Here is a 24,848-nt window from a genome sequence, read left to right as displayed (position 1 = left end):
CTCGACCGGGCAGCCCGTCACCCTGGTACCACCACACGGGAACCGCCAGGGTGTCTCCCCGCGATGCGGTTGCTCTCCGGCGAGGTGGTCTCACTTGGCGTCTCCGTAGCAGTCGACGACCGCCGTGGTGAAGGGGAAGCGCACCGGGGTCGGTCCGAAGGCGATCCGGCCCGCGGTGTCGGATGCCGTATCGATCGCCGCGACGACGGCCGGAGCCTCCTCGGCCGGGCAGTGCACGATCACCTCGTCGTGCTGGAAGAACACCAGTTCGGCCTGTGAACCGGCGTGGGTGAGCGCGTGCCGCAGGCCCGCCAGGACCAGCAGGGCCCAGTCGGCGGCGCTGCCCTGGACCACGAAATTGCGGGTGAAGCGGCCGCGGGCGCGGGCGGCCGGGGTGCCGGTGAAGCCGGCGAGGGTGTCCTCGGCGAGGACCGGCGGGCAGGTGCGGCCCAGCCAGGTGCGTACCAGCCGCCCCTCCTCGCCGGCGTGGGCGGCGTCGTCGACGTAGGCCACCGCCGCGGGGTAGCGGCGGCGCAGGGCCGCGAGGTGGGTGAGGGCGTCACCGGAGGTCTGGCCGTAGATGGCGCCCAGCAGCGCGAGTTTGGCGCGGGCGCGGTCGCCGCCGAAGCCGCGGGTGGCCAGGTCGGCATAGAGGTCCTCGCGGCGGCCCGCGGCGGCCATCAGCGCGGGATCGCGGGACACGGCGGCCAGGACGCGTGGTTCCATCTGGGCGGCGTCGGCGACAACCAGTGTCCAGCCGGGGTCGGCGCGGACGGCCTGGCGGATGATCTTCGGAATCTGCAGGGCGCCACCACCGTTGGTGGTCCAGCGCCCCGAGACCGTACCGCCGGGGAGGTATTCGGGACGGAACCGGCCGCCGTGCACCCACTGGTCGAGCCAGGACCGGCCGTGCGCGGTGTGCACGCGATAGAGCGACTTGTAGGCCAGCAGCGGGGCGACCGCGGGATGGTCGACGCGCTGCAACTCCCATTTGCGGGTGGAGGACACCTCGATCCCCGCGCGGGCGAAGGCGCGCACGATCTCGGCGGGCAGATCGGGCCGCACCCGCATCCCGAACGCCCGCGAGACCTCGTCGGCCAGTTCGGCCATCCGGCGCGGTTCGCCACCGCCGGCGAAGCGTTCGCCCAGCAGGGTGTCGAGCAGTTCGCGGTGGATGTCGGCGCGCCACGGGATCCCCGCCCGCGCCATCTCCGCGGCGACCAGCATGCCCGCCGACTCGGCCGCCAGCAGCAACCGCATCCGGTCCGGATGCTCGGCGCGCGCGGTCCGGGCGACCTGCCCCGCGTACACCGCCAGCAGTGCGTCGAACTCGTCGACACCCGGCGGCAGCGGCACCGGCGCCGAGTCGAACAGCGAGGGCTCCGTCTCGGCGGCCCGCACGGGCGCGTCCGGCGGAACCGGCAGGCGATGCAACCGTGCCCACGCCGCCGCCAGCGACCTGGCCTGCCCGGACTGGCCTTCCTCGTGCCCGATCAGCAACGCTTCGGCGGCCTGCACGTCATAACAGCGCTCGACCCGCACCCCGGCGGCCAGCAGGGGCCGGTAGATCTCGGCGGTCGACCGCCACACCCACCGCTCGACCTCGGGACGCGACCGCACGGCCTCGGCCAGAGACGCTTCGGTGAGCACCGGCCCGGCGGGCTTCCCCTCCTGGTCGAGCGCACACAGGCGCACGCCACCGTCACCCGACTCCGCTATCGCCCACCGCACGGCCCGAGTCTTGCAGCGGGGTACGACACCTTCCGCGCTGCCGCGCCGCCTGATTTCCGGGTCCGCAGAACGGGGGACGACACCGGCCGCGCGGCCCAGCAGGCCCGGTCCGCGCAGCAGGTGCCGACCCGCGACACCGCGCTGCTCGACCCGTCGCGGCACCGGTCCGGGTCCGCACCGGCGAGCCGTCGGTGCGGTGACTCATGACCGACTCGTCCGGGCACACGCCGTGCTGCCCTTCGCCGACCGAGTCCTCGCCGGGTCAGTCCCGCAGCAGGGGTAGCAGCTGGGAGCCCTGGCGTTCGATTTCGCGCAGGTAGGGGGTGTCGGACAGGACGAAGTGGGTGATGCCCAGGTCGCGGTATCGGCGCAGGGACTTGGCGACGTCTTCGGCGGAGCCGACCAGCCAGGTCGTGCCCGCTCCCCCGCCGCCGTAGCGGCCGGGCGCGGTGTATAGGTTGTCGTCGAGGACGTCGCCGCGCGTGGCCAGGTCGAGCAGTCGCTGCTGACCGACCGCGGCCCGGCGGCGCGGCTGTTCGCCGCCGGCGTTCTTCGCCATCTCGGCCACCTTGGCCTCGGCGTCGGCCCAGGCCTGCTCGGTCGTGTCGCGCACGAAAGTGGTGATGCGCAGGCCGAATTCGAGTGGCGCGTGCTCGCGGCCCAGTTCGGTGCTCAGCGCGCGTAGGCGTTCGATCCGTTCGAGGACGCCGTCGAGCGGCTCGCCCCAGAACAACTGGACATCGGCCTCGGTCGCGGCGACGCGTTCGGCGGCCGCGGAGGCGCCACCGAAGTACAGGGTCGGGTGCCGCCGCTCGCCACGGACGACGATGCGCGGCTGCACGGTGGAATCGGTGACCTGGAAGTGCTCGCCGCGGTAGGTGACGTTCTCCTCGGTCCAGAGCTTGCGCACCAGCTGCAGGAATTCCCTGGTGCGGGCGTACCGGTCGGCCTGGTCGCCTTCGCTGTCACCGTAGGCGCCCGGATCGTCCTTGCCCGAGACGATGTTCACCCGCACCCGGCCGCCGGTCAGATGATCGAGGGTGGCGGCCGCGGAAGCGAAGTTCGCCGGTCGCCAGTAGCCGGGCCGGATGGCGATGAGCGGTTCGAAGCTCTCGGTGCGCGCGGCCAGCGACGCGGCGACGGTGAGGGTGTCGGGACGGCCCCAGCCGGTGCCGAGCAGGGCGCCCTTCCAGCCGTTGGCCTCCAGGGCCGTGGCGTGCGCGGTGAGCGTGTCCAGGCTGTTGTGGTCGGCGGCGACGGGTTCGCCTCGGTGTCCCGGGGTGACCTGATTGGGGATGTACCAGAGGAATTCGAGACTCATGCGGGGTTTTCCGTTCGGTGCGCGACGGCGTCGGGCCGGGCGATGAACCCGGCCCGCCGAGTATCGACCCGCCGCGGACATTGCCACGGGCACGCGCCACGGAGCCGAACCCCGGGCGACACCGCTGACCAGCACGGATCGCCCGCGTCCCGGAATAGAATCCCGCCGAGCGGGATTCACGTGATGTCGGCGCGGTGGCGCACCCCGTCGACCGTGGCGAACGCCGCCGCCAGCAGGATCATCACCGCCGACACCAGCAGGGCGACCTCGAGCCCGTGATGGAAGGCCACCTTGCCCAGTTCGAACGCCTCGGAGACCTTCGACCAGTACGGCAGATACTGGGTGATGTTGGTGCCCTCCGGCATTCCGCCCCGCTCGACGACCTGGATGGCGTCGTACTGCAGGGTGGTCGGCAGGCCCAGTTCGGTCATCCTGGCCTTCAGATCCGCGGACAGGAACCCGCTCACCAGGGCGCCCAGTACCGCCACGCCGAAGGCCGAACCGATCTGGCGCATCGTATTGGTCGCTGCGGCGGCCATGCCCGAATGCTCGGGCGGGACCCCCGAGAGCACCGCCGAGGTCAGCGGCACGACCGCGATCCCGAAACCGAGCCCGGCCACACCCATCGCCGCGGCCAGCCACGGATCGTGCAGCGTGCCCGCCAGCTCCCAGCGAGTCAGCAGAATGCCGCCCGCGCCCACCACACAGCCGAGGATCATCGGGAGACGCGCGCCCCGGCGAGCCACCCAGAAGCCCGCGACCAGGGCGCCGAGCACGATGGTGACGGCCATCGGCGCGAAGATCCCGGCCGTGCGCGCCCCCGAATAGGACTTCATCACCTGCAGATACAGCGCGGTGAAGAAGAAGATCGAGAAGATCCCGAAGTAGACGGCGAAGGCCACCACGAGCGCACTGCGCACCACCGGTAGCCGCAGATAGCGCAGATCGAGCATCGGTGCGCGCACCCGCTTCTCGACCAGGACGAACCCGATCAGCGCCAGCCCGCCGACCGCGAACAGCGCCAGCACCGAGGGCGCGGTGTAGCCCCAGTCCGCACCGACCGTGGCCGCGTAGATCACCGTCGCGAAGGCGGTGGCGCCGAGTACCGCGCCCGCCCAGTCGACCGGTTCCTGCCGGGGATCGGCGCTCTCGGGCACCGACCACAGGGCCGCGATCAGCGCGACCGCGCCGATCACCAGGTTGAACCAGAAGATCGAGCGCCAGCCGTAGGCGTGCACCAGCACCCCGCCCAGCACCGGGCCCGCCGCCAGCGCCAGACCCGACACCGCCGCCCAGACACCGACCGCCTTGGCGCGGGTGCGGCTCTCGGGGAAGATGTGGCGCAGCACCGACAGGGTGCCCGGTTCCGACGCCGCCGCACCGAGGCCCATGATCGCGCGCCCGGCGATGAGCACCGCGACGCTGCTCGCCAGCGCCGAGACCACCGACCCGGCGCAGAAGATCACCAGACCGGCGATCATCACGCGCTTGCGGCCCCATCGGTCACCGAGCGAGCCGCCTGCCAGCATCAATCCGGCGAACACCACCGTGTAGGCGTTGACGACCCATTGCAGGCCGGTGACGTCGGCCAGCAGATCGGTGCGGATGGCGCCGAGCGCCACACTCACCACGGTCGTGTCGAGGAAGGTCACGAACACCACCGCCACCACGGCGGCCAGTGCCACGCCCGGCCGTCCCTGCGTGCCGGGCGATTTGATCATCGAACTCACCCGGCACACGGTACTGGCGAGTACGCCGTGGCGCCGCTCCTCCGCCGCCCCCGGTGACGGGCGATGATCAGCCCGCGGCGGGCAGTACGCGCAGGATCGGGTCGTAGGCCCAGTTCAGGATGCGTTCGGCGTCCTGCTTGGCCACGATGCTGCTGTGATCGGAGCTGTGCAGGACGACGCCGACCAGTGGGATGCCCGCGCGGACCGTCTCGAACAGCAGGCAGTGGCCCGCGGCGTCGGTGTTGCCGGTCTTGATGCCGATGGTGCCCGGGTACTCGCGCAGCAGGCGGTTGGTCGTCTCCCAGGAGTGTTCCCGGTTGCCCGGCCCCGCGGGGACGAAGAAGTCCCTGGCGGCGACGATCTCGCGGAAGACCGGCATGGTCATGGCACGCACGGCCAGGGTCACCAGGTTCGCGGGTGTGGACAGCGTCGAGTAGTCGTGCGGTTCGGGCAGCCCGCTCGGATCGCTGAATTGCGTTCCGCCCAGGCCCATCACACGCGCGGTGTCGTTCATCCGGCCGATGAAACCGCCCTGGCCGGGGCCGAACGACTCCGCCAGCGCGTAGGCGGCGTCACAGCCCGAGGGCAGCAGCAGGCCGTAGAGCAGCTGGCGGGCGGTGAGCACCTCACCGGCACTGAGCCCGGCGGTACTGCCGCCGTGTCTGCCGCAGTAGGAGAATGCCTCGGCCGGGACGGTCACGGGACGTTCCAGGTCGTTGGCGGCGATCACGACGACGGCCGTCATCACCTTCGCGATACTGGCGATGGGTACCGGGGTGTGCGCCTCGCGCGACCACAGCACCGTGCCGGTGATGCCGTCGGCCAGGGCCGCGCCCGCGGCCTGGACGCCGTCGGGTCCGGTGGCCGACCAGGGCAGCAGATCCGAGCTTCCGGTGGGACCGGCGGTCGCGACACCGTGACCGGCCGCGACCCCCACCACGACACCGGCGACAACAGCGTGCAACACCCGGGCAAATGTCCGCATCGCGACATTCTGTCGCACCCGCGCGGTGATTCGCGGGAACGGCACACCGCGTTTCCACGGGCGAGGCCGTGGACGGCGTCGTCTGCGAGACTGGAGCGGTGAGCGAAACGGATGCGGGGACCTACGTCGAAGCCGGTGAGTTCCGCCGCGACACCAACTACATCACCACGCGCATCACCGCCGACGGCCGTGACGGCTATCCGGTCGAGTCCGGGCGCTATCGGCTCGTCGCCGCGCGGGCCTGCCCGTGGGCCAACCGCACGCTCATCGTGCGCAGGCTGCTGGGACTCGAACCCGTCCTGTCGCTGGGCCTGTGCGGACCCACCCACGACAAACTCAGCTGGACCTTCGACCTGGACCCCGGCGAAGTGGATCCGGTGCTGGGCATCCACCACCTGCGCGACGCCTACCTCGCCCGGTTCCCCGACTATCCGCGCGGGATCACCGTGCCCGCCGTGGTCGACATCCCGACCGGGCAGGTGGTCACCAACGACTACGCCCAGATCACCCTCGACTTCTCCACCGAGTGGACCGCGCACCACCGGCCGGGCGCACCCCAGCTCTATCCGGAGGCCCTGCGCGGGCAGATCGACGAGATCAACCGCGAGGTCTTCCGCGAGGTCAACAACGGTGTGTACCGCTGCGGATTCGCCGGAGCGCAGGACGCCTACGACATCGCCTACGCGCGCCTGTTCGCCGCGCTCGACCGGCTCTCGCAACGGCTGCGCACCCAGCGCTATCTGGTCGGTGACACCATCACCGAAGCCGACGTGCGGCTGTTCACCACGCTGGTCCGCTTCGATCCGGTCTATCACGGCCACTTCAAGTGCAACCGGACCAAGCTCACCGAGATGCCGGTGCTGTGGGCCTACGCCAGGGACCTGTTCCAGACGCCCGGTTTCGGTGACACCGTGGACTTCGGGCAGATCAAGGAGCACTACTACGTGGTGCACCGCGACATCAATCCCACCGGAATCGTCCCGGCGGGACCGGATCTCGTCGGCTGGCTGACCCCGCACCACCGCGAGGAGCTCGGCGGCAGGCCCTTCGGTGACGGCACCCCGCCGTCCCCGCCGCACACCGCCGAGCAGGTACCGGCCCTCCCGGCGCGGTAACCCGCCGATCCCGTCTTGCCATCGGCGACGGGCGCTTCTACTCTCGACTGCCATGCGAATATTCGTTCGCTGTAGTTCGAATATTCGGCACCGAGATGTCAGGGAGTCGCCCGTGTTCGATCGACTGGGCCGCGCGGCCGCCGTCGCCGCGCTCGCCACGGCCGCAGTGCTGACCGTTTCCACCGGCACGGCGACCGCGGGTTTCGGCACCCTCCCCCCGGCCAATCCGTACCTCGGCCCGCTCGGCACCGCGACCATGCACGGCGACGCCGAATCCTCCGACGCCACACCGTTCGCCGGGCCCGGCACCGGGAACATCGTCGGCGAGTTCCGTGAGCTCGCCGCGGCGTGCCCGACGATCCTGCAGGGCGCCGACGGCCTGCCGCAGGCACTGTGCACCAAGATCGTCGACCGGGCCCCGACGGTCTTCCTGCTCGATCCGGCCAGTGGGCAGCCGCTGGCCTCGCTCGACCTGGCCAAGGGCAGCCTGCTCGGCGGCGTGTACGCCTACCTCGACAGCGGTGACCGGATGGTCACCGTCGACGGCAGCGGAAAGCTGCTGCGCATCGGGCACCGCCGCGACGGCGACGGCTGGACCGTCTTCGTCGACTCGGCCACCGAGATCTCCGTCGCCGTCACCGGACACTGCGGCGGCGGGGACTGCGACGCGGTGAGTTCGGTGATGCCCGACTTCGACGGCCGGGTCTGGTTCGCCACCGACAACGCCGCGGCCGGGTTCGCCGACCCGGCGAGCGGCGCCGTGCGTTCGATCGTGCTCGGTCCCGGCGAGCAGGTCGCCAACAGCATCTCCGCCGCGCCGCAGGGTGTCGCGATCGCCACCACGCACGCGCTGTATCTGGTCGACGTGGACGCCGCGGGCGCACCGCGGGTGGTGTGGCGCCGGCCCTACGATCGCGGCCCCGCGCGCAAGCCGGGACAGCTGTCCTGGGGCACCGGCGCCACGCCGACCTTCTTCGGCCCCGGCAGCGGCACCGAGTACCTGGCGATCACCGACAACGCGGTGCCGCGGGAGAACCTGCTCGTCTTCGACACCGCCACCGGCGCGCCGGTGTGCTCGGTGCCGACGGTCGACGGCACCGAGAACTCCCCCATCGGATCGGGCACCAGCCTGTTCGTGGCGAGCACCTACGGCTACCCGTATCCGGCCGTGCCGGAGGGCGCCGGGCCGAGCGAACCGGCTAGCGCGCCGTTCACCGGCGGGATGGTGCGGGTGGACGTCGAGGACGCCGGGTGCCGGGTGGTGTGGACCAATTCCGCGCTGTCCGCGGCGGTTCCACGGTTGTCGGTGGCCGACGGCAAGATCTACACCGTCACCCGGCACACCGTGATCCCGACCGGCAGCGCCGGACTGACCGACACCTTCCACTACGCCGTCGTCGACGCCGCCACCGGCCGCGTCGAGACCGAGCAGCCGATCGGCGCGACCGCGATCCACAACACCCTGCAGATGGTGGGCACCATCGCCCCCGACCGGACGCTCTACCAGGGCACCATGAGCGGGCTGTTCCGGATCGCCCCGCGCTGAGCCCGGCCGGTTCCGGGTGATCGGGCTCAGGCCGTGTCGGCGAAGGGGACGTCGTGGGCGACCGCGGTGACGTGCAGGCCGTCGGCGCCCGGCTCGATGGCGGTGAGGCGGGCGCCCAGCGGGAGCTGACGCAGCGGCACGGTGAAGGTCAGCACGCTGCGCAGCAGGCTCAGCGGGATGGCCGGGCCACCGGCGGTGGACTGGGCCGAGACCGGGGTGACCTCGATCCCGTCGTCGGCCGGGGCGACCGTGACCACGACGATCGCGGGAATCGACAGGCCCTGCACCGGGAACGTCCCGGTGACCCGCAGCCCGTCCGGGCCGGGTGCGACCGACTCCACCCCGTCCGGTGCGAAACCGCGCACACTGTCGTAGGGCACCACGGCCGTGGCCGTCGCGGTGGCGGCGACCAGGTTCTCGGTGCGGCGGTTCAGCAGGTCCGTCAGCGGTGCGGTCACCTCGGTCAGCCGGACATCGAGGTCGCGCACGGTGATGTCCTCGCCGGTCCAGTCCCCGACGCGGATGTCGACCTCGGGATAGTGCCCGTCGACGGCCTGGGTCAGGAACGGGAACCCGCCGATCACCACCTGCGGCGGCTGCGGCAGGTCGTAGGCCGCGGCGACCCGCCTGCCGATCTCGTTCTGCGCCACCACCACCGCCACCCGGTCCCCGACGACCAGCGCCACCGCCAGCACGACGATCAGTATCAGCACCGCGCGCATGCGCTCACCTGCTCGGCCATCCCCCCATCATGCGCGAAACCGCGCGCGGCGCAGCGCCGACAGCCGCGGCTGTTTGCGATGTGAGGACCCGGGTATCGCCCTGAATGGGTCCCCAGGACGGCCCACGGTCACGAGATGGCCGAGCAACTGTCTGAAAGGAATTGCCACGATGAGCTTTGCTGACAAGGCGAAGAACAAGGCCGAGGAACTGGCAGGCAAAGCCAAGGAAGCCACGGGTAAGGCCACCGACGACCGGGATCTGGAGCGCGAGGGTCGCGTGGATCAGACGAAATCCGATCTGAAGAACGCCGGCGAGAAGGTCAAGGACGCCTTCCGCGACTGAGCGCACACCGCCGGGGGCCGTCCGTTCGGGCGGCCCCCGGCGGTCCCCGCCCCGATTGCCGCCGCACCGAGCGGGTATTGCCCGGTGAGACGGCCCGGTTTCCCGGCCGTCGGGCAGTGGGCAGGAGGTCACCTGATGGACGACTATTCCTGGAACCTCGACGCCCGCGGCGAGACCGAGACGCAACGGCTAGACCGCAACTGGGCGTCGCTGTTGCAGGAGCTGCGCGTCGTCCAGACCGGAGTCCAGCTGCTCACCGGTTTTCTGATGGTGCTGCCGTTCCAACCGCAGTTCGTCACCACCGGCACACCGATCAAGGTGCTGTATCTGGTGGTGGTGGCGGCCTCGATCGGCGCGACCGTGCTGCTGGTCGCCCCGGTGGCGGCGCACCGGCTGTTGTTCCGGCGCCACCGCATCGCCTGGCTGGTGGCCTCCACCCATCGCGTCGCGATCGGCGGGGTGATCCTGCTGGGAATCGCGCTGGTCGGCGTCGCGGTGCTGCTGTTCGGCATCGTGGCGGGCACCGTCGCCGCCGTGGCGGCCGGGGTCGTGTTCAGCGCGCTGTTCCTCGGTACCTGGCTGGTGTGGCCACTGCTCGAACGCGGGCGAACCCCCGACCGCTGACCCCCTCCGATCCGGAAGGAACCTGCGATGAACTCTCCGCAGCCGCACAATTTCCCCGACGACGAGCGCACCACCCGTTCGCACGCGGGAGAATCCATCGAGGACACCCGTAACTGGCCGGGTCTCATCCTCATCGGCCTCGGACTGGTGCTGGTCGGCCTCACGCTCACCGCGGCGGGCTACGGCTTCGCCGGCTGGGCCGCGATCGCCGGCATCGTGTGCGCGATCTGCCTCGTCGCCGGGATCGTCATCGTGGTCGCCGAGCATCGCCGGGTCAAGGCCGCCGAGGGCCTCGACCTCACCGATGAGCGCGGGCACTGAGCCCGCTCAACCCTCCAGCGTCGCCCGGCCCAGTTCGGTGACCACGTCGGCCACCGCGTCCCGCTCACGCAGCGCGCGCACCTGCCGACGGGCACCGTTACCCCGGGCGGTGAGCGCGGCGATCGCCTCGGTGACGAAGGCATGATCGCCACAGTCCTGCAAGACGGGCTCGATGTGGGCGACGAGCCGGGCCAGCAGCTGCTGCTGCGGAACGACCCGGCCGTCGACCAGATCGAGCCCGTTGCCGTCGAGCCCGAAGCGGGCGGCGTTCCAGTACGCGGCGCGCAACAGCTCTCCCGGGACGGCCCGGCCGATGTCGCCGCGGGTGATCGCCCGCAATCCCATGCCGACCAGACCACGGATCAGGGCCGCCAGCAGCGCCGACTCCCCGACGGTGGCCGGGACGTCGCTCACCCGGATCTCGACGGTGGGAAACGACTCCGAGGGCCGGATGTCCCAATAGACCATCTTGTTGTCGAGGATGCTGCCACCGGCCCGCATCATCGCCACGATCGACTCGAATTCGGCCAGCGAGGTGAAATACGGCGGCGGTCCCGCACTGGGCCAGCGGCGCCACAGAATGCTGCGCCAGCTCGCGTAGCCGGTCTCGCTGCCCCGGTAGATCGCCGAATTCGCGGTGACGGCCAGCAGCACCGGCAGCCAGGGCCGCACATGATTGCCCACCAGCACCGCGGTCTCGCGATCCGGGACTCCCACGTGCACGTGGCACCCGCACAGGCCCTGTTCGTGCGCGATCATGCCGAAGGTGTGCGCGATCCGCTGGTAGCGGTCGGTGTCGGTCACCGGATAGCCCTCGGGCACCGTCGGCGGCACGGCTACCGCGAGCAGGTGCACGCCGTGGTCGACCGCGCACTGGGCCACCCGGCGACGCGACAGTCCGACGCTGTGCCCGGGTAATACCCCGGCGTGCGCACCGAAACCGGGTGCGCTGATTACCTCGGCGGAGTCGGGGCATTCGCTCTGAGCACCACCTCATCGATCGACCGGACGACAGGACAACCGCCATGCGTCTGATCCGAGCACCCGGTGTGTACCGCCCGCAGACCGACAGCTGGCTGCTGTGTCGCGCCCTGCGCGATCTGCCCCGGATTCCCGGCGCCCGGGTGCTCGACGCCTGCGCCGGGACCGGGGTGGCGACGCTCGCCGCCGCGGCGGCCGGTGCGGGCAGTCTCACCGCCATCGACCTGTCGTGGCCGGCGCTCCTGTCGACCTGGCTGAACTGCCGGGTGCGCGGCATCGCGGTCGAACTGCTGCACGGTGACTTCAGCGCCGCGCTGCGGCTGCCGCGCTTCGACCTGGTGGTGGCCAACCCGCCCTATGTGCCCGCCGCCGCATCGCGAACGCGCGGGTCCGCACTGGCCTGGGACGCCGGTCCGGACGGCCGCAGCGTGCTCGACCGGCTGTGCCACACGCTGCCCGATCTGCTCACCGACCGCGGGTGCGGGCTGATCGTGCACTCGGCGATCAGCGATCCGGACCGGAGTCTGTGCCAGTTGCGTGAGCGTGGTGTCGACGCCCAGGTGGTCGCCGGGGGCACGGTGCCGTTCGGGCCGGTCCTGCGGTCGCGGGCGCGGTGGCTGGCCGAGCGCGGCCATATCCGGCCGGGACAGGACCAGGAGGAATTGGTGGTGATCCGCATTGACCGCACAGAGTCGCCCGTCGTCGGGGAACGGCAGTGAGCCACGGCGGGTGGTGCTCGTCGACGGCGGTCCCGCCCTGATCGACGGGCCCGTCGACCTGGTCACCGCCGACGGCGAGGTCCTGCACTGCGACCGGTTCCGGGTCGCCCTGTGCCTGTGCCGCCGCTCCTCGATCTACCCGCTGTGCGACACCAGCCACCGGCGCAGACATCGTGGCCCCCACACCGACGAGGCACGATGACCGCCCCGGCGCCGCAGCGCGCACTGCCTGCCCCGCGCGGTGAACTCTCGGCCCGGCTGGTCGAATCGCTCACCCGCGCACCGGGTTCGCCGGTCCCGGCGGTCGGTGAACTCGATCCCTTCGGCGACGATCTGCTGCTCGCCCTGCACACCTGCTACGAACTGCACTATCAGGGTTTCGCCGCGGTCGACGACGGCTGGGAGTGGGACCCCGGGCTGCTGGGTGTGCGCGCCGCGCTGGAACGGCAGTTCCTCGCGGCGCTGCGGGCGGGGGTCGACGGCGGCGACGATGTCGACGGTGAACTCGCCCCGCTGCTGGAACCGGCGGCCGAGGGCACGGGGATCGCCGGATTCCTCGCCGAGCGCGGCACCGCCGACCTGCTGCGCGAGTACTTCGTGCACCGCTCGATCTATCACCACATCGAGGCCGACCCGTACGCCTGGGTGATCCCGCGATTGCGGGGACAGGCGAAGGCTGCGCTGGTCGCGGTCGAGTTCGACGAGTTCGGCGGCGGCCGCGGCGAACGGGTGCACGCGCAACTGTTCGCCGACCTGCTGGCCGGGGCCGACCTCGACCCCGGCTACCTGCACTACCTCGACATCGTGCCCGCACCGATGCTGGCCCTGGTCGACATGATGTCGCTGCTGGGGCTGCACCGTGGGCTGCGGGCGGCCTCGGTCGGGCATTTCGCGTCGGTCGAGATCACCTCGTCCCCGGCGTCGCGCCGGCTGGCCGACCTGGCCCGCGACCTGCTGCCCCACCCGGCGTGCGCGCGCTTCTACACCGAGCACGTCGAGGCCGACGCCGTGCACGAGCAGGTGATGCGCCGGGAGGTGATCGGTGAGCTGCTGGCCGCCGAGCCCGCGGCGGCCCGCGAGATCGTCTTCGGGATCCAGGTGACCAACCTGCTCGAGGACCGCTTCACCGAGCATGTGCTGGGCCGCTGGACGCGGGGCGAGACCTCGCTGCGCGCGCCGCTCGCTCAGCGCGCCGGCGCGGAGGCCGCCTCGATCGAGCTGTAGTAGCGGAACAGCGGGCGCACGCCGACCAGGTCCAGTGCCCGCTCCACCTCCGGCCTGCCGGTGACCAGGCGCAGGTCGATGTCGTGGCGCGCGGCCTCGCGCTTGGCCTCGGCGAGCGAGGCGGCGACGCGGATGCTGAGGAAATCGGTGCCGCGCAGGTCGAGCACCATCACCCGCGCACCCGAGCGCCGGGACCGTTCGAGCAGGGCGCGCAGCTCGGGGGTGTGCGCGGCGTCGAGTTCGGCTCCGGCGACCATCACCCAGCAGCCCGGTTCGCCCCGCCGGCGCAACCGCTGCACCATGCTCGCCTGGGTGGATCCTCGATACCAGCGCAGCCGGCTCGCGTGCCGACGACGGGTCACGACAGCCATCGAACCTCCGTCAGAAGGAAGTTCCGGTCGGTCGTGGCAGCACAGCGACCGGGATCGGCTGGGGTCTCAACCTGATCCAATTCTGGCACGGGTCAGTGCCGCTGTCACCGCCTCGGCGGCGGGCGGCTCATTTCGGGTCGTTGCCGGTCGATTCCGGTTCGTCCGGCCCGCGCGGAGTGCGCTTGCGGGCCAGCAGAACCACCGCGACGACAACGACCAGTCCGACGATCACCACGATTTCCATGACCGGCGCGTACCCCACGTTCGATCACTCAATCGGGGTGGGCAGCGTCGGTGGCGTCATCGCCGTCGTCGGTGGCGGGCGCGGTCGCCGAGCTGTTTCGGGGCATCGGCAACGGGCATGACGATTGTGTCGGCCCGGCAGCGCACGGATTCCCGCGCCGACCATCACTCAGGAGGACAGCATGACTCCACTCCGCCTCACCGAACCCACTCCACCCCCGCCGTTCCCACCCGGCCCCGGCCCGGACCCGGTGCCGCCCACCCCGGGTGACCCGGTGCCGCCGTCACCACCCGATCCGTCACCGTCACCCACACCGTCACCCACTCCCCCGCCCCGGCCCACTCCGTCACCGCCACCGGTCCCGCCGCCGTCCCCGGAGCCCGAACCGTTTCCGCCGGTTCCCGGGCCAGACCCCCGACTGCCCGACCCCTCGGCACGGCGATAGGCCGCACAGGGGAAAGCGATCGGATGGACCACAGCACCGCCCCGCTGCTCGCCGCGTACCACGCGCTGGGCCGTTACGGTTTCACCCCGCCCGGGCACCGGCAGGGCCGCGGCATCGACGACCGGGTGCTGCGCGCCCTGGGCACCGACGCCTTCCGCAGCGACATGCTGATGACGCCCGGCCTCGACGACCGGCTGGCCCGGCGGGGTCTGCTGGCCGAGGCCGAGGAGCTGATTGTTCCATCTCCCGCGGTCGTGCCCGGCGAACGGCTCGACGAGGCGGTCATGGAATACCTGCGCACCGGTGTCGCCGCGGGAATGAACCTGCCCGATGCCGCCGATCCGCGCCTGGACACGGTGCGCGTCGTCCGTGACCGCTGACCTGCCCGAAAGGATCTCCGATGACCGACTCCCTGCGCGCTCTCGCCCTGGTGTGCACCCTGAAATCCTCGCCCGCGCCGTCGAGCAGTGTGCTCATCGCCGAACAGGTCCTCGCCGAGCTGGCCGGGCACGGCGTCACCGGTGCGGCGGTGCGGGTCGCCGATTTCGACGTCCGGCCGGGCGTGAGCGCCGACGAAGGCGACGGCGACCAGTGGCCCGAGATCCGGCGCCGCGTGCTCGACGCCGACATCGTGCTGCTGTCCACCCCCACCTGGATGGGGCATCTGTCCTCGATCGCGCAGCGCGCCCTCGAGCGACTCGACGCCGAGGTGTCCAACACCGACGAGCTGGGCAGGCCCGCCGCCTTCGGCAAGCTCGGGCTCGCCGCTGTCGTCGGCAACGAGGACGGCGCGCACAAGATCGTCGCCGACACCTTCCAGGCGCTCAACGATGTCGGCTTCACCATTCCCGCGCAGGGCTGCACCTACTGGAACGGGGAGGCGATGGGCAGCGTCGACTACAACGATCTGTCCGAGACGCCCGACGCGGTGCGCGAGACGACCTCGACCATGGCGCGCAATGCCGCCCACCTCGCCCGGTTGCTGCGCGCGCAGAACTACCCCGCGCGGTGATCTCCGGCCCGGTCAGGCTTCGTGGGCGGTAAGGAGGAGGTGGTCGAGCCGGGTGCGCAGCGCGGCGTCACCGCCGGCCATCTGCGGCAGCCGTGCGGCCACCCGTTCGGCGAGGGTGCGCAGTTTGACGTTGGTCTCCTGGGAGCGCCAGCGCAGTACCTGGAAGGCCTGGTCGGAGGTGATCGCGTAGACCAGCATCAACGCACCCTTGGCCTGCTCGATCTCGGCGCGGGCCGCCAGGAGATCCGGCAGCGCGGTGTCGATGGCCTCGCGCCGGTATTCGGCGGCGGAGCCGGAGACGTCGATGTAGTAGCCGGCGGTTCCGACGACCGCGCCGGAATCGTCGACCATCGGTTCGGACACCACCAGCACATCGCGCTGCTGGCCCCGGGTGTCGATGATGCGATGGTGGCTGGAGAAGGTGCCGACGCGGTCGATGGAGGTGAGCATCGCCGCGACCCGGTCCCGGTCGTCGGGATGTTTGTGTGCCAGCAGCATGTCGAGTGTGGGAACCGTCCCGGGTGGGTACCCGTGCATCCGGGCGACCTCGTCCGACCACTCCCACCGATGCTCGACGAACCAATACCGGAATCGCCCGACAGCCAGCGATTCTCCCCCACCGAGCACCCGCTCCACCTGCACCCGCGCCGCCGCGCCGTCCGGTCCGATCATGCGCCGATTATCCCCGATCTCCGGCGCCGAAAAGCCGTGCCGGGACGTAGCGCCACGACAACACGGCAATGGTGAGGAAACCGACTGCCGTGGTCACGATGCCCACCCGCACACCGACGAGCGGGTTCGCACGCAGGCATCCCCCGAGCACCGCCACACCCACCGCCATCCCGACCTGACGCGCGGTGTTCAGCACCCCCGAGGCCAAGCCCGCGAAGTCCGGATCGGCCGCCGCCATGGCCGCGCCGTTCGCACTGGGCCCGAAGAGCCCGCAACCGAATCCGACGATGACGGTGCCCACGAGCAGCACCGGCCTGCTCTCCGGCCCGTCGACCGCCACGCACACCAGCGACCCGAAGGCCGCCACGAGCGAGCCCGTGATCAACAGCCAGCGCATCCCCCGCCCCGACCACCGCCTGTTCAGGACCAGCGTGGCGAATGTCCACACCGCGGCGAAGGGAACGAACAGCACACCGGCGCCGAACGCGTCGTAGCCCCACCGGGATCGGACGAAGAGCGCCAGCAGGAACTGCAGGCCGTAGGCCCCGTACTGGAACGCGAAGCCGTTGATGACGGCGGCGGAGAACGCGGGCGTGCGGAATATCCGAAGCGGCAGAACCGGTGCCCGCACCCGCGATTCGGTCACGACGAACGCGACCAGCGACCCCAGCGCCGCCACGCCCGCGACAACCGTCACCCGATCAGACCAGCCCCGTTCACCACCCTCCACGAGCACCGCGACCAGCGCCCCCAACCCCAGCACCGCCAGAATCTGCCCGCCCCAGTCGAACGAGGCACCGCCCCGCCGGGCGGTCTCGCCGATGCACCACCACGCCAGCCCGACCGCCACCAACCCGATCGGCACGTTCACCAGGAAGATCGACCGCCACCCGAGCACCTCGGTCAGCACACCTCCACCCACCGGCCCTACGATCAGCGCGATCCCCCCGATCGCACCCCACACCGTGATCGCCCGCGCCCGCTGCGCCGGTTCGGGATGCAGACGCGTGATGAGCGCCAAGGTCGTCGGCAGGATCCCCGCACCGAAAACACCTTGCAGGCACCGGAACCCCAGCAGAACCGGCAGGGTCGGACTCAGCGCACACGCCAGCGACGCGACAGTGAAACCACCGAGTGCCCACAGGAACAGCCTGCCCGCACCGATCCGATCGGCGAGCACCCCCGCACTGAGCAGCAACGCGGCCAGCGGAATCGTGTAGATACCGATCAACCATTGCAGCGCCGCCATGGTGCCGCCGGTCTCGGCCTGAATCGCGGGCAACGCCACATTCAGCGCGCTGCCGTCGAGCAGGATCATGAAGAACCCCAGGCAGATCGCCGCCGAGGCCGCCGTGTTCGCTGTCGCCGATCGTCCGGTTCCGTTCGCGCGGACCGTCATTCGCCACCCCCGTCGACTCCTGTACCTACAGGTACAACGCCGCCGACTGTACATACTGCTGGGTACAATCGCCAGATGACGACGGCGGACCGGCTGGTGGCGAGCATGCAGACACTGTTGTGGGAGAACGGGTTCACGGGCACGAGCCCGCGGGCAGTCCAGGAACTCGCGCAGGCGGGTCAGGGCAGCATGTATCACCACTTCCGCGGCAAGGCGGGGCTGGCGGTGGCGGCCGAGGAGCGGATGGCCGATGAGCTGCGCGAGCAGATCGGCGGGCGGTTGCGCAGTGGGTCGACCGTACGGGAGAAGGTGGCGGCGTTCTTGACGATCGATGAGAACGTGCTGCGCGGGTGCCGGTTGGGGCGGCTCGTGCAGGATTCCGCGGTGGTGGCCGATCCCGCCCTGCTGGAGCCGATCTCGACGATGTTCGCCTGGATCCAGGAGAGCATCCGGGAGGTTCTCGCCGAGGGGGTGGCGCGGGGGGAACTCGACAGCGCACTCGATGTCGACGCCTTGGCCACGACCGTGCTCGCGGTGCGGCAGGGCGCCTATGTGCTCGCGCGTGGGGCCCAGTCCGAGGAGCCGTTCCGGCGGGCCGTCACCGGCATCCTGCAGTTGCTGCCCGAGAGCCGGGGTCAGTCGGCGGCGGTGTAGGCGAGGATGCTGCGGTGGGCGGTGTTCCAGGCCGGGGAGGTGGCGTCGGCGAATTCGCCGTGACCGGTGCCGCGCAGGATCTGGAGATCGGCGACGATACCCGCGCGGGCCAGGGCCTCGACGAAGCGGATGCTCTGCGCGGGGACGACGACGCGGTCGTTCGCGCCGTGCAGGGCGGTGACGCGGATGGCGGCGGCGGGCAGCTGGTGGATGGGTGAGGCGTCGCGGTAACGGTCGGGGACCTCACCGGGCGTCCCACCGAGCAGCTTCGGGACGAAGGCGTCGCGGTTGTCGGTGACCGCGGAGTCGAGGTCCAGGACGGCGGCCATCAGGGTGAGGCTGCGGATCCGGATCTCCGGATGCCGCGGCGGATGCGCCGACCAGCGCCCGGCGACCCAGGCAGCGAGCTGGCCCCCGGCGGAGTGGCCGGCCAGGTGCACCCGCCCCAGGTCGAGCAGATTGCCCACGCGCGGTGCCACGGTGTCGGCCAGCGCGGTGACGGCCTCGTCGACATCGGTGAGGGTCATCGGCCAGCCACCGCCCCCACCCACGCGCCGGTATTCGACGTTCCACACCGCGACGCCCTCGCGGGCCAGGGCCCGGGCGTGCGCGTCGAACTGGGCCAGCGTGCGGCCCTGGGTCCAGCCGCCGCCGTGGACGAGTACCACCACCGGTAGCCGGGTGCTGGCGGTCGGCGGGAGATAGAGGTCGCCGAAGGTGTCCGGTGCGTTGCCGTAGGCGATGCGCTGGACGCTCTGTGGGTGCGCCACGACCTCGCTGACGACCGGCTCGGCGGGCGCCGACAGCTCGGCGGCCCGCGCTCCCAGCACCGCCGCCACCACGCTCACAGCCACGAGGAACCGTCGTCGGCCAGCTGCCACCGGGAACCTCCTTTTACACCCCTGAGCAGCACGGTACCGCGCCGGTGACGCTCAGACGGTGAGGCGGGAGTCCACCGTGGCGCGGCTCACCACCAGCCGAGCAACGGTTGCAGTTCGCGCCCGAGCGGTCCCGCCAGCGAGCGCGAATAGCTGGCGGTGAGGTGGTGCTCGTCGTGGTAGATGAGGATGTTGCCCTCCTCGACCAGGCAGCGTGTCTGCTCGCACACGGCGTCGCTCAGGTCGATCGGGAAGACGCTGGGGAACGCCGAGGCGGGCTCGAGTCCGGGGTTCACCGGATCGAGCGCGTCCTCGCGGGCCATGCCGCAACTGCTGCGATCACCGCCACCGGCCAGGCAGTCGACCGCCTTGTAGCGCACGGTGCCACGACGCAACCAGGGGGTGTCGCGCACGGCGATGACATTGAGGCCGCGCTCCGACAGAGCCGTCCATACGTCGAGGTAGTCGCCCGGGGTCTCGTCACCGCCGGTGTCGCGGGGGCGGGTGCCGGTGGTGAAGACCCAGTCGGGGCGGTCGGCGTCGAGCCGGTCGATCACCTCGGCCGACCAGTCCCGGCAGTCCGGGTTCGCCTCGCCCTTGTACATGGCGTCCTCGGCCAGCGTGAGCGGGCAGCCCATCTTCAGATACACCTGGATGCGGAAGCTGTGTTCGGTCGCCAGGACCTGCAGGGCGGGCAGCCAGTGTTCGGCGTGCGAACTGCCGACGAGGGCCAGGGTGCGTTCGGCGTCGGGGTCACCGTAGGTGCAGGTGACCAGGTCGCGGGTGTCCCAGTCGGCGATGCACCCGTCGACGGTGGGCGGGGGCAGTTCGGCGGGTGCCTCGAAGACCGTGGGCCGCATCGGTGCGTCGGGGACGGGCGCGCCCGCGGCCAGTGCCTCGGCGCCCGGGTACCGCTGCGGATCGAGCACGCCGACCGCGGCCGACGGGTTGACCCGGACCACGGCGTACTGCCACCCGGTCGCCGCCGTGATCGTGGCCACCAGCAGCACACCCACCCCCGCCGTGACCAGCCTGCGTGGTCGCGCGCCACCGACCGGGCGCACCGCGCCGCGCTGTCGCAGCGGTTCCTCGACCCAGCGGTGGGTGAGCCAGGCCAGCAGCACCGACACCCCGATCACCGCGGCCCCACCGACGAGACCCGCGCGTGGATGTCCCCGCTCGGCGAGGAAGAAGATCAGGATCGGCCAGTGCCACAGGTACAGCGGGTAGGCGATGTCGCCGAGCCACCGCATGGCCGGATGGGCCAGCAGCTGATTCACCGCGGGCCACTCGCGCACCGGCAGGCCCGACGCGGACAGGATGACCGCCATCGCCGCGCCCACCGGCAGCAGCGCGGCCGGACCGGGGAACCGGTTCGCGGCGTCGAGCACGATCCACCCGCACAGCACCACACCGGCGACACCGAGGAACGCGGCCAGCGACCGCACGAACCGCGACCGCGGCAGCGACGGCGCCAGCACCGCGAGCGCGGCCCCCGCCAGCAGTTCCCAGCCGCGGGCGGCGGTGTCGTAGTAGTTCCAGCCCTGCCGGGTCGTCATGCCGTGCGCCGCGAACACGAACGAGCACACCGCGCCGACGATCACCACCACGCCGACGACGAGCCGGACCCGATGCGGCCGCGACAGCCGCGCGCACACCCAGCCGGCGGCCCCGATCACGAGCAGCACCGCCAGATAGAACTGCCCCTGCACCGCCATCGACCACAGGTGTTGCAGCGGGCTCACCGACGGATCGGCGGCCAGGTAGTCCGACCAGGTCAGCGCGAGCTGCCAGTTCTGGTAGTAGAACAGCGAGGCCAGCACCTGCGCCGCCACCGTGGACCACTGGGTGTACGGCAGCACCAGCACGGTGGCGACGACGACCGCGGCCAGCACGACCGCCATGGCCGGGACGAGCCTGCGCAGCGTGCGCCGCAGCACCCCGGTCGCCCAGCCCGGTTCTGGGGACTGTGCCCGGCGCAACACCATGCCGGTGAAGAAGAAGCCCGACAGCACCAGGAAGACGTCGACCCCGCCGGACACGCGCCCGAACCACACGTGGAAGACCACGACCAACGCGATCGCCAGACCCCGCAGACCGTCCAGATCGAATCGGTACGCCGAGCGCTCGGCGCCGTCCGCCGACGGACTGTGCGTCCGCGCCGGGCGGGGTACCGATTCGATCTCCGGGGGTCTGGCCATGACGAATCTCCTATCACGCCGCGTCGGCCCGGGCCATTCCTCCTGGCATCGAATGTGATCTGGCACGCACTGCCATTCCGTGGGCCCCGGCCGCGGTGACCGGCCGCCGAACGGCATTCCCCGCTTGTCGGCGGTCGCTGCTAGGGTCGGTCGAGTTCTGACACGGGGTGCTTTGCGACCGCAAGGCTGAGAACAGACCCGGGAACCTGTTCAGGTAATGCTGACGAAGGGATGTCACGGTGTTGCGCGCCCACACCACCACCACACAGAGATTCACCGACGAGCTCTGGGAGCAGACGACAGCGCTGCGCACCGCGATCGACGATCTGGAATTCCTGCGCCGTCTCGGTGACGGCACCCTGCCGCTCGACGCCTTCCGCGTCTACATCGAGCAGGATTCGCTGTACCTCACCGGCTACGCCAAGGCGCTGGCCCTGCTGGCCGCCAAGTCGCCCGACCCGCAGACCGCGGCCTTCTGGGCGAACTCCTCGGCGACCGCGGCCACCGTCGAATCGGCCATGCACGACCAGCTGCTCACCGGCGGCGTGCTGCCGCCGCGCGAGGGCGAACCGGAACACACGCCGACCTGCCTGGCCTATGTCTCCTTCCTGATCGCCACCGCCGCGACCGACTCCTACGCCGTCGCCGCCGCGGCGGCCCTGCCCTGCTTCTGGATCTACGCCGAGGTGGGCCGGGAGCTGGCCGCGAGCGCCGCGCAGGTGATCGCCGCCGATCCCGCGCACCCGTACGCGCAGTGGGTCACCACCTACGGCGCCGAGGAGTTCCAGCAGTCCGCGGCCACCGCCCGCGCGCTGGTGGACGCGGCGGCCGAGTCGGCCGGTCCGCGCGAGCGGGCGGCGATGGCCACGGCCTTCACCCTCGCGGTGCGCTACGAACTGCTGTTCTGGGACACCGCCCTGCACCCGCAGCCCTGGCCCGCCGGATGAGCGCCCGTCTGCGCCGCGCGCTCGCGGCCGTGCTCGCCTCGGTTGCCGTCGTCTCGGTGCTCACCGCCTGCGGATCGGGCAGCGGGTCCGGCGACACCATCCGCTTCGCGCTGGACTGGACACCGAACACCAACCACACCGGCCTCTATGTGGCCCTGCAGCGCGGCTATTTCGCCGACGCTGGCCTGGACGTGGAGGTCCTGCCGTACAACAACACCGCCGTCGACACCGTGATCGATGCCGGGAACGCGGAGTTCGGCATCAGCACCCACAATTCGTCGACCTTCGCGCGCGCCTCGGGCGCGCAGGTCCGTTCGGTGCTCGCGCCGCTGCAGCACTGGGCCACCGGAATCGGCGTGCGCGCCGACCGCGCCGACCTGGCGAGCCCGAAGGATCTCGACGGCAAGACCTACGCCGGGTTCGGCGACCCGGGCGAGCGGGAGGCGCTGCAGCAGGTCATCCGCAATGCCGGTGGCACCGGCGATTTCACCTCGGTGACGCTGGGCTCGTCGGCGTACGAGGCCGTCTACTCGGGCAAGGCCGACTTCACCGTCTCCTACCTGGCGTGGGAGGGCATCGAGGCCGAACACCACGGCACCCCGATGCGGTACTTCCGCTACACCGACTTCGGTTTCCCGGACTCCTACGCCATCGTGATCGACGCCAACGAGGGCTGGCTGGCCGAGAATCCCGAGCGCGCCGCGAAGTTCGTGCAGGCACTGCAGCGCGGCTACCAGTTCGCCGCCGACAACCCGGACCAGGCCGCCCAGGATCTCCTGGACGCCAACCCCGGCGCGTTCACCGACGAGAAACTGGTCTTCGAGAGCCAGCGCATGCTGGCCGAGCAGTTCATGAAGGACGCCGACGGCAAGGTCGGCACGCAGACCGTGCAGCAGTGGGCGGCCAATTCCGGGTTCCTCTACCGCAGCGGGCTGCTCACCGGTCCCGACGGCAAACCGCTGACCACCGAGCCGGACTGGTCGACGTACTTCACCGATGAGTACCTCGGCACCGCCTGACCCGCACGCGAAGCCGCGGCCCCGGTCCGCGTGGGCGGGTCTGCGGTGGGCGCTGCCGTCACTGCTCACGGTGGCGGCGCTGGTCGTGCTCTGGCAGGTCTACGTCACCAGCAGCGGGATCCGTCCACAGGTGCTGCCCTCGCCGATGCGCGTGGCCGAGCAGGGCTGGGCTCATCGCGACGACATCGCCACGCACGCGGCCGCCACCCTGCAGGTCACCCTGCTCGGGTTCGCGGTCTCGCTGACGCTGGCCTGGGTGCTGGCGATCGTCGTGGACTTCTCGCCGTGGCTGCGGCGGGCGCTGGTGCCGTTGTTCGTGGCCTCACAGACGGTGCCGATCATCGCGATCGCGCCGCTGATGATCATCTGGTTCGGTTTCGGGCTGCTGCCGAAGATCCTGGTGGTCTCGCTGGTCACCTTCTTCCCCATGGCCATCGGGCTGATCGAGGGGTTCGCCGCGGCCGATCGCGAGGCGGGCGCGCTGCTGCGGAGCATGGGCGCCTCGCGGGTGCAGGTGTTCCGGTATGTGCGGCTGCCCTCGGCGATCCCCCGGTTCTTCACCGCGTTGCGCATCGGGATCACCTATGCGGTGGTGGGCGCGGTGTTCGCCGAGTACGTCGGCGCCAGCGTCGGTCTCGGCATCTACATGAGCCTGCAGAAGAACTCCTTCCGCACCGACCTGGTCCTGGCCGCGGTCCTGGTGACGGCGCTGCTCAGTATCGCGCTCTACCTGGCGACCTTCGCGATCGAGCGCCTCGTCGCGCCGTGGTCGCGGGCGCAGAACAGGAGCAGGCATGACTGACGCCGGAGACGACCGCATCGTCGTCGACCGTCTGACCAAGTCGTTCCCGCAGGAGGGCAGGGGTGGCGAGCGGCTCGAGGTGCTGGCCGGGGTGTCGTTCAGCGTGCGCGCGGGCGAGTTCGTCACGGTGATCGGGCCCAGCGGCAGCGGCAAGAGCACGGTGTTCAATATGCTGGCCGGTCTCGAGTCGCCGGATTCCGGCAGCATCCGGTTCCACGGTCCCGGCACCGGCGCCCACTGCGCCTACATGCCGCAGAAAGACCTGCTGTTCCCCTGGCGTTCGGTCCTGGACAACACCGTCCTGGGCCTGCGGGTGCAGGGCGTGCCGAAGGCCGAGGCCCGCCGCCGCGCCCGCGAGTTGTTCCCCGCCTTCGGCCTGGCCGGATTCGAGGACGCCCGGCCCGAGCAGCTCTCCGGCGGGATGCGGCAGCGAGCGGCCATGCTGCGCACCGTCGTCCAGGAACGCGAACTGCTGCTGCTCGACGAACCGTTCGGCGCCCTGGACTCACTGACCCGCACCGAGATGCAGTCCTGGCTACAGGACGTGTGGCAGCGCTACCGCTGGACGGTCCTGATGATCACCCACGACATCCGCGAGGCCGTCTACCTGTCCGACCGCGTCGTCGTCCTGTCCGCGCGCCCCGCGACCGTCCGCCACGAACTGCGCGTAGACCTCCCCCGCCCCCGCGACCTGTCGCTGATCACCACCCCGGAATTCGTCGCGCTCGAGGAACAACTCCTCGAGATCCTGCACGAGGAATCCCGCCGCGCACTCACCCAGCAGCAACCCCCGGCCCCGCGCCGCTGAGTCACCGCACCGGCGCGGGCTCCAGCGTGTCGAG

At 71.2% G+C, this 24,848-nt stretch carries 26 protein-coding genes and 1 riboswitch; of the genes, 15 read left to right on the top strand and 11 right to left on the bottom strand.

The annotated features are described in order from the left end of the window. Window positions 1-90 precede the first annotated feature (90 nt). From ACWEMY_RS04510 to ACWEMY_RS04495, 4 genes are all read right to left on the bottom strand, one after another. On the bottom strand, window positions 91-1,731 hold the full coding sequence (locus tag ACWEMY_RS04510; RefSeq protein WP_452388867.1) for a bifunctional 3'-5' exonuclease/DNA polymerase: 1,641 nt from the start codon (window positions 1,729-1,731) through the stop codon (window positions 91-93). A gap of 262 nt (window positions 1,732-1,993) precedes the next feature. Then, complete coding sequence (locus ACWEMY_RS04505; protein WP_452388866.1) at window positions 1,994-3,052, bottom strand: LLM class flavin-dependent oxidoreductase; 1,059 nt, start codon at window positions 3,050-3,052, stop codon at window positions 1,994-1,996. Window positions 3,053-3,228: 176 nt separating this feature from the next. Next, on the bottom strand, window positions 3,229-4,773 hold the full coding sequence (locus ACWEMY_RS04500) for an MFS transporter (protein WP_452388949.1): 1,545 nt from the start codon (window positions 4,771-4,773) through the stop codon (window positions 3,229-3,231). Between the two features lie 76 nt (window positions 4,774-4,849). Then, window positions 4,850-5,767: a D-alanyl-D-alanine carboxypeptidase family protein gene (locus tag ACWEMY_RS04495; protein WP_452388865.1), complete on the bottom strand. Its 918-nt coding sequence runs from the start codon at window positions 5,765-5,767 to the stop codon at window positions 4,850-4,852. 98 nt (window positions 5,768-5,865) lie between these two features. On the opposite strand from ACWEMY_RS04495, the gene ACWEMY_RS04490 reads away from it, so the two are divergent. Next, window positions 5,866-6,882, top strand: a complete 1,017-nt coding sequence (locus tag ACWEMY_RS04490; RefSeq protein WP_452388864.1) for a glutathione S-transferase family protein — start codon at window positions 5,866-5,868, stop codon at window positions 6,880-6,882. A gap of 112 nt (window positions 6,883-6,994) precedes the next feature. After that, on the top strand, window positions 6,995-8,428 hold the full coding sequence (locus ACWEMY_RS04485) for a hypothetical protein (RefSeq protein ID WP_452388863.1): 1,434 nt from the start codon (window positions 6,995-6,997) through the stop codon (window positions 8,426-8,428). Between the two features lie 26 nt (window positions 8,429-8,454). Here the strand turns inward: ACWEMY_RS04485 and ACWEMY_RS04480 are convergent, their stop codons facing one another. Continuing rightward, entirely contained in the window at window positions 8,455-9,150 is a 696-nt protein-coding gene (locus tag ACWEMY_RS04480; protein ID WP_452388862.1) for an LmeA family phospholipid-binding protein, read from the bottom strand. Window positions 9,151-9,319: 169 nt separating this feature from the next. On the opposite strand from ACWEMY_RS04480, the gene ACWEMY_RS04475 reads away from it, so the two are divergent. From ACWEMY_RS04475 to ACWEMY_RS04465, 3 genes are all read left to right on the top strand, one after another. Then, entirely contained in the window at window positions 9,320-9,493 is a 174-nt protein-coding gene (locus ACWEMY_RS04475) for a CsbD family protein (RefSeq protein WP_375927743.1), read from the top strand. A 135-nt stretch (window positions 9,494-9,628) separates the two neighbouring features. Further along, a complete protein-coding gene (locus ACWEMY_RS04470; protein ID WP_375927745.1) occupies window positions 9,629-10,117 on the top strand; it encodes a DUF6328 family protein in 489 nt (162 codons plus the stop codon). A gap of 27 nt (window positions 10,118-10,144) precedes the next feature. Next, window positions 10,145-10,438 carry a hypothetical protein gene (locus ACWEMY_RS04465; protein WP_375927746.1) on the top strand — a complete coding sequence of 98 codons (294 nt, stop codon included), beginning with the start codon at window positions 10,145-10,147 and terminating at the stop codon, window positions 10,436-10,438. A 6-nt stretch (window positions 10,439-10,444) separates the two neighbouring features. Here the strand turns inward: ACWEMY_RS04465 and ACWEMY_RS04460 are convergent, their stop codons facing one another. Beyond that, window positions 10,445-11,320, bottom strand: a complete 876-nt coding sequence (locus tag ACWEMY_RS04460; RefSeq protein WP_452388861.1) for a carboxylate-amine ligase — start codon at window positions 11,318-11,320, stop codon at window positions 10,445-10,447. Window positions 11,321-11,463: 143 nt separating this feature from the next. Between ACWEMY_RS04460 and ACWEMY_RS04455 the strand changes: the two genes are divergently transcribed. Genes ACWEMY_RS04455 through ACWEMY_RS04445 form a run of 3 tightly spaced genes read left to right on the top strand, consistent with a single transcriptional unit; the run spans window position 11,464 to window position 13,362 of the window. Next, the gene (locus tag ACWEMY_RS04455) at window positions 11,464-12,138 is read left to right on the top strand and encodes a HemK2/MTQ2 family protein methyltransferase (protein WP_452388860.1); all 675 of its coding nucleotides are present in this window, start codon (window positions 11,464-11,466) and stop codon (window positions 12,136-12,138) included. Next, a complete protein-coding gene (locus ACWEMY_RS04450; protein WP_452388859.1) occupies window positions 12,098-12,340 on the top strand; it encodes a CDGSH iron-sulfur domain-containing protein in 243 nt (80 codons plus the stop codon). The genes ACWEMY_RS04455 and ACWEMY_RS04450 overlap by 41 nt, the downstream gene beginning before the upstream one ends. Next, window positions 12,337-13,362, top strand: coding sequence for an iron-containing redox enzyme family protein (locus ACWEMY_RS04445; protein ID WP_452388858.1), 1,026 nt, complete (start codon window positions 12,337-12,339; stop codon window positions 13,360-13,362). Before ACWEMY_RS04450 ends, ACWEMY_RS04445 begins: the two co-directional genes overlap by 4 nt. Here the strand turns inward: ACWEMY_RS04445 and ACWEMY_RS04440 are convergent. Continuing rightward, a complete protein-coding gene (locus ACWEMY_RS04440) occupies window positions 13,323-13,733 on the bottom strand; it encodes an STAS domain-containing protein (RefSeq protein ID WP_452388857.1) in 411 nt (136 codons plus the stop codon). The two genes, ACWEMY_RS04445 and ACWEMY_RS04440, sit on opposite strands and share 40 nt — an antisense overlap. A 712-nt stretch (window positions 13,734-14,445) precedes the next feature. Between ACWEMY_RS04440 and ACWEMY_RS04435 the strand changes: the two genes are divergently transcribed. Both ACWEMY_RS04435 and ACWEMY_RS04430 read left to right on the top strand, forming a co-directional pair. Then, window positions 14,446-14,802, top strand: a complete 357-nt coding sequence (locus tag ACWEMY_RS04435) for a hypothetical protein (protein ID WP_452388957.1) — start codon at window positions 14,446-14,448, stop codon at window positions 14,800-14,802. Between the two features lie 20 nt (window positions 14,803-14,822). Continuing rightward, window positions 14,823-15,434, top strand: a complete 612-nt coding sequence (locus ACWEMY_RS04430; protein WP_452388856.1) for a flavodoxin family protein — start codon at window positions 14,823-14,825, stop codon at window positions 15,432-15,434. A gap of 12 nt (window positions 15,435-15,446) precedes the next feature. Here ACWEMY_RS04430 and ACWEMY_RS04425 read toward each other — a convergent pair whose 3' ends face one another. Together ACWEMY_RS04425 and ACWEMY_RS04420 are read right to left on the bottom strand one after the other, a co-directional pair. Further along, entirely contained in the window at window positions 15,447-16,106 is a 660-nt protein-coding gene (locus ACWEMY_RS04425; protein WP_452388855.1) for a PAS and ANTAR domain-containing protein, read from the bottom strand. 7 nt (window positions 16,107-16,113) lie between these two features. Then, a complete protein-coding gene (locus ACWEMY_RS04420; protein ID WP_452388854.1) occupies window positions 16,114-17,505 on the bottom strand; it encodes an MFS transporter in 1,392 nt (463 codons plus the stop codon). A 75-nt stretch (window positions 17,506-17,580) separates the two neighbouring features. On the opposite strand from ACWEMY_RS04420, the gene ACWEMY_RS04415 reads away from it, so the two are divergent. Beyond that, on the top strand, window positions 17,581-18,159 hold the full coding sequence (locus tag ACWEMY_RS04415) for a TetR/AcrR family transcriptional regulator (protein WP_452388853.1): 579 nt from the start codon (window positions 17,581-17,583) through the stop codon (window positions 18,157-18,159). Here the strand turns inward: ACWEMY_RS04415 and ACWEMY_RS04410 are convergent. Together ACWEMY_RS04410 and ACWEMY_RS04405 are read right to left on the bottom strand one after the other, a co-directional pair. Continuing rightward, entirely contained in the window at window positions 18,141-19,040 is a 900-nt protein-coding gene (locus tag ACWEMY_RS04410; RefSeq protein WP_452388852.1) for an alpha/beta hydrolase family protein, read from the bottom strand. The two genes, ACWEMY_RS04415 and ACWEMY_RS04410, sit on opposite strands and share 19 nt — an antisense overlap. Before the next feature lie 86 nt (window positions 19,041-19,126). Beyond that, window positions 19,127-21,238, bottom strand: coding sequence for an acyltransferase family protein (locus ACWEMY_RS04405; protein ID WP_452388851.1), 2,112 nt, complete (start codon window positions 21,236-21,238; stop codon window positions 19,127-19,129). 153 nt (window positions 21,239-21,391) lie between these two features. Next, window positions 21,392-21,487, top strand: a riboswitch (TPP riboswitch). Between ACWEMY_RS04405 and ACWEMY_RS04400 the strand changes: the two genes are divergently transcribed. The 4 genes from ACWEMY_RS04400 (at window position 21,478) to ACWEMY_RS04385 (ending at window position 24,814) form a co-directional block, all read left to right on the top strand. Next, window positions 21,478-22,185 (top strand): TenA family protein, encoded by a 708-nt coding sequence (locus ACWEMY_RS04400; protein ID WP_375927770.1) that lies wholly within the window; start codon window positions 21,478-21,480, stop codon window positions 22,183-22,185. It overlaps the preceding riboswitch by 10 nt. Then, window positions 22,182-23,204, top strand: coding sequence for an ABC transporter substrate-binding protein (locus ACWEMY_RS04395; protein ID WP_452388850.1), 1,023 nt, complete (start codon window positions 22,182-22,184; stop codon window positions 23,202-23,204). Before ACWEMY_RS04400 ends, ACWEMY_RS04395 begins: the two co-directional genes overlap by 4 nt. Next, on the top strand, window positions 23,182-24,006 hold the full coding sequence (locus ACWEMY_RS04390) for an ABC transporter permease (RefSeq protein WP_375927774.1): 825 nt from the start codon (window positions 23,182-23,184) through the stop codon (window positions 24,004-24,006). Before ACWEMY_RS04395 ends, ACWEMY_RS04390 begins: the two co-directional genes overlap by 23 nt. After that, complete coding sequence (locus ACWEMY_RS04385; protein ID WP_452388849.1) at window positions 23,999-24,814, top strand: ABC transporter ATP-binding protein; 816 nt, start codon at window positions 23,999-24,001, stop codon at window positions 24,812-24,814. The genes ACWEMY_RS04390 and ACWEMY_RS04385 overlap by 8 nt, the downstream gene beginning before the upstream one ends. The last annotated feature ends 34 nt before the right edge of the window (window positions 24,815-24,848 follow it).

This window comes from Nocardia sp. NPDC004415 (genome assembly GCF_053602435.1).
This window is presented reverse-complemented; position numbering and strand designations above follow the sequence as displayed.

Excerpts from the sequence above, each read along its gene's own strand:
- ACWEMY_RS04505 (WP_452388866.1), bottom strand. The coding sequence starts at position 3,052 with ATGAGTCTCGAATTCCTCTGGTACATCCCCAATCAGGTCACCCCGGGA.
- ACWEMY_RS04500 (WP_452388949.1), bottom strand. The coding sequence starts at position 4,773 with ATGATCAAATCGCCCGGCACGCAGGGACGGCCGGGCGTGGCACTGGCC.
- ACWEMY_RS04495 (WP_452388865.1), bottom strand. The coding sequence starts at position 5,767 with ATGCGGACATTTGCCCGGGTGTTGCACGCTGTTGTCGCCGGTGTCGTG.
- ACWEMY_RS04480 (WP_452388862.1), bottom strand. The coding sequence starts at position 9,150 with ATGCGCGCGGTGCTGATACTGATCGTCGTGCTGGCGGTGGCGCTGGTC.
- ACWEMY_RS04475 (WP_375927743.1), top strand. The coding sequence starts at position 9,320 with ATGAGCTTTGCTGACAAGGCGAAGAACAAGGCCGAGGAACTGGCAGGC.
- ACWEMY_RS04470 (WP_375927745.1), top strand. The coding sequence starts at position 9,629 with ATGGACGACTATTCCTGGAACCTCGACGCCCGCGGCGAGACCGAGACG.
- ACWEMY_RS04465 (WP_375927746.1), top strand. The coding sequence starts at position 10,145 with ATGAACTCTCCGCAGCCGCACAATTTCCCCGACGACGAGCGCACCACC.
- ACWEMY_RS04455 (WP_452388860.1), top strand. The coding sequence starts at position 11,464 with ATGCGTCTGATCCGAGCACCCGGTGTGTACCGCCCGCAGACCGACAGC.
- ACWEMY_RS04445 (WP_452388858.1), top strand. The coding sequence starts at position 12,337 with ATGACCGCCCCGGCGCCGCAGCGCGCACTGCCTGCCCCGCGCGGTGAA.
- ACWEMY_RS04440 (WP_452388857.1), bottom strand. The coding sequence starts at position 13,733 with ATGGCTGTCGTGACCCGTCGTCGGCACGCGAGCCGGCTGCGCTGGTAT.
- ACWEMY_RS04435 (WP_452388957.1), top strand. The coding sequence starts at position 14,446 with ATGGACCACAGCACCGCCCCGCTGCTCGCCGCGTACCACGCGCTGGGC.
- ACWEMY_RS04430 (WP_452388856.1), top strand. The coding sequence starts at position 14,823 with ATGACCGACTCCCTGCGCGCTCTCGCCCTGGTGTGCACCCTGAAATCC.
- ACWEMY_RS04425 (WP_452388855.1), bottom strand. The coding sequence starts at position 16,106 with ATGATCGGACCGGACGGCGCGGCGGCGCGGGTGCAGGTGGAGCGGGTG.
- ACWEMY_RS04420 (WP_452388854.1), bottom strand. The coding sequence starts at position 17,505 with ATGACGGTCCGCGCGAACGGAACCGGACGATCGGCGACAGCGAACACG.
- ACWEMY_RS04415 (WP_452388853.1), top strand. The coding sequence starts at position 17,581 with ATGACGACGGCGGACCGGCTGGTGGCGAGCATGCAGACACTGTTGTGG.
- ACWEMY_RS04405 (WP_452388851.1), bottom strand. The coding sequence starts at position 21,238 with ATGGCCAGACCCCCGGAGATCGAATCGGTACCCCGCCCGGCGCGGACG.
- ACWEMY_RS04395 (WP_452388850.1), top strand. The coding sequence starts at position 22,182 with ATGAGCGCCCGTCTGCGCCGCGCGCTCGCGGCCGTGCTCGCCTCGGTT.
- ACWEMY_RS04390 (WP_375927774.1), top strand. The coding sequence starts at position 23,182 with ATGAGTACCTCGGCACCGCCTGACCCGCACGCGAAGCCGCGGCCCCGG.
- ACWEMY_RS04385 (WP_452388849.1), top strand. The coding sequence starts at position 23,999 with ATGACTGACGCCGGAGACGACCGCATCGTCGTCGACCGTCTGACCAAG.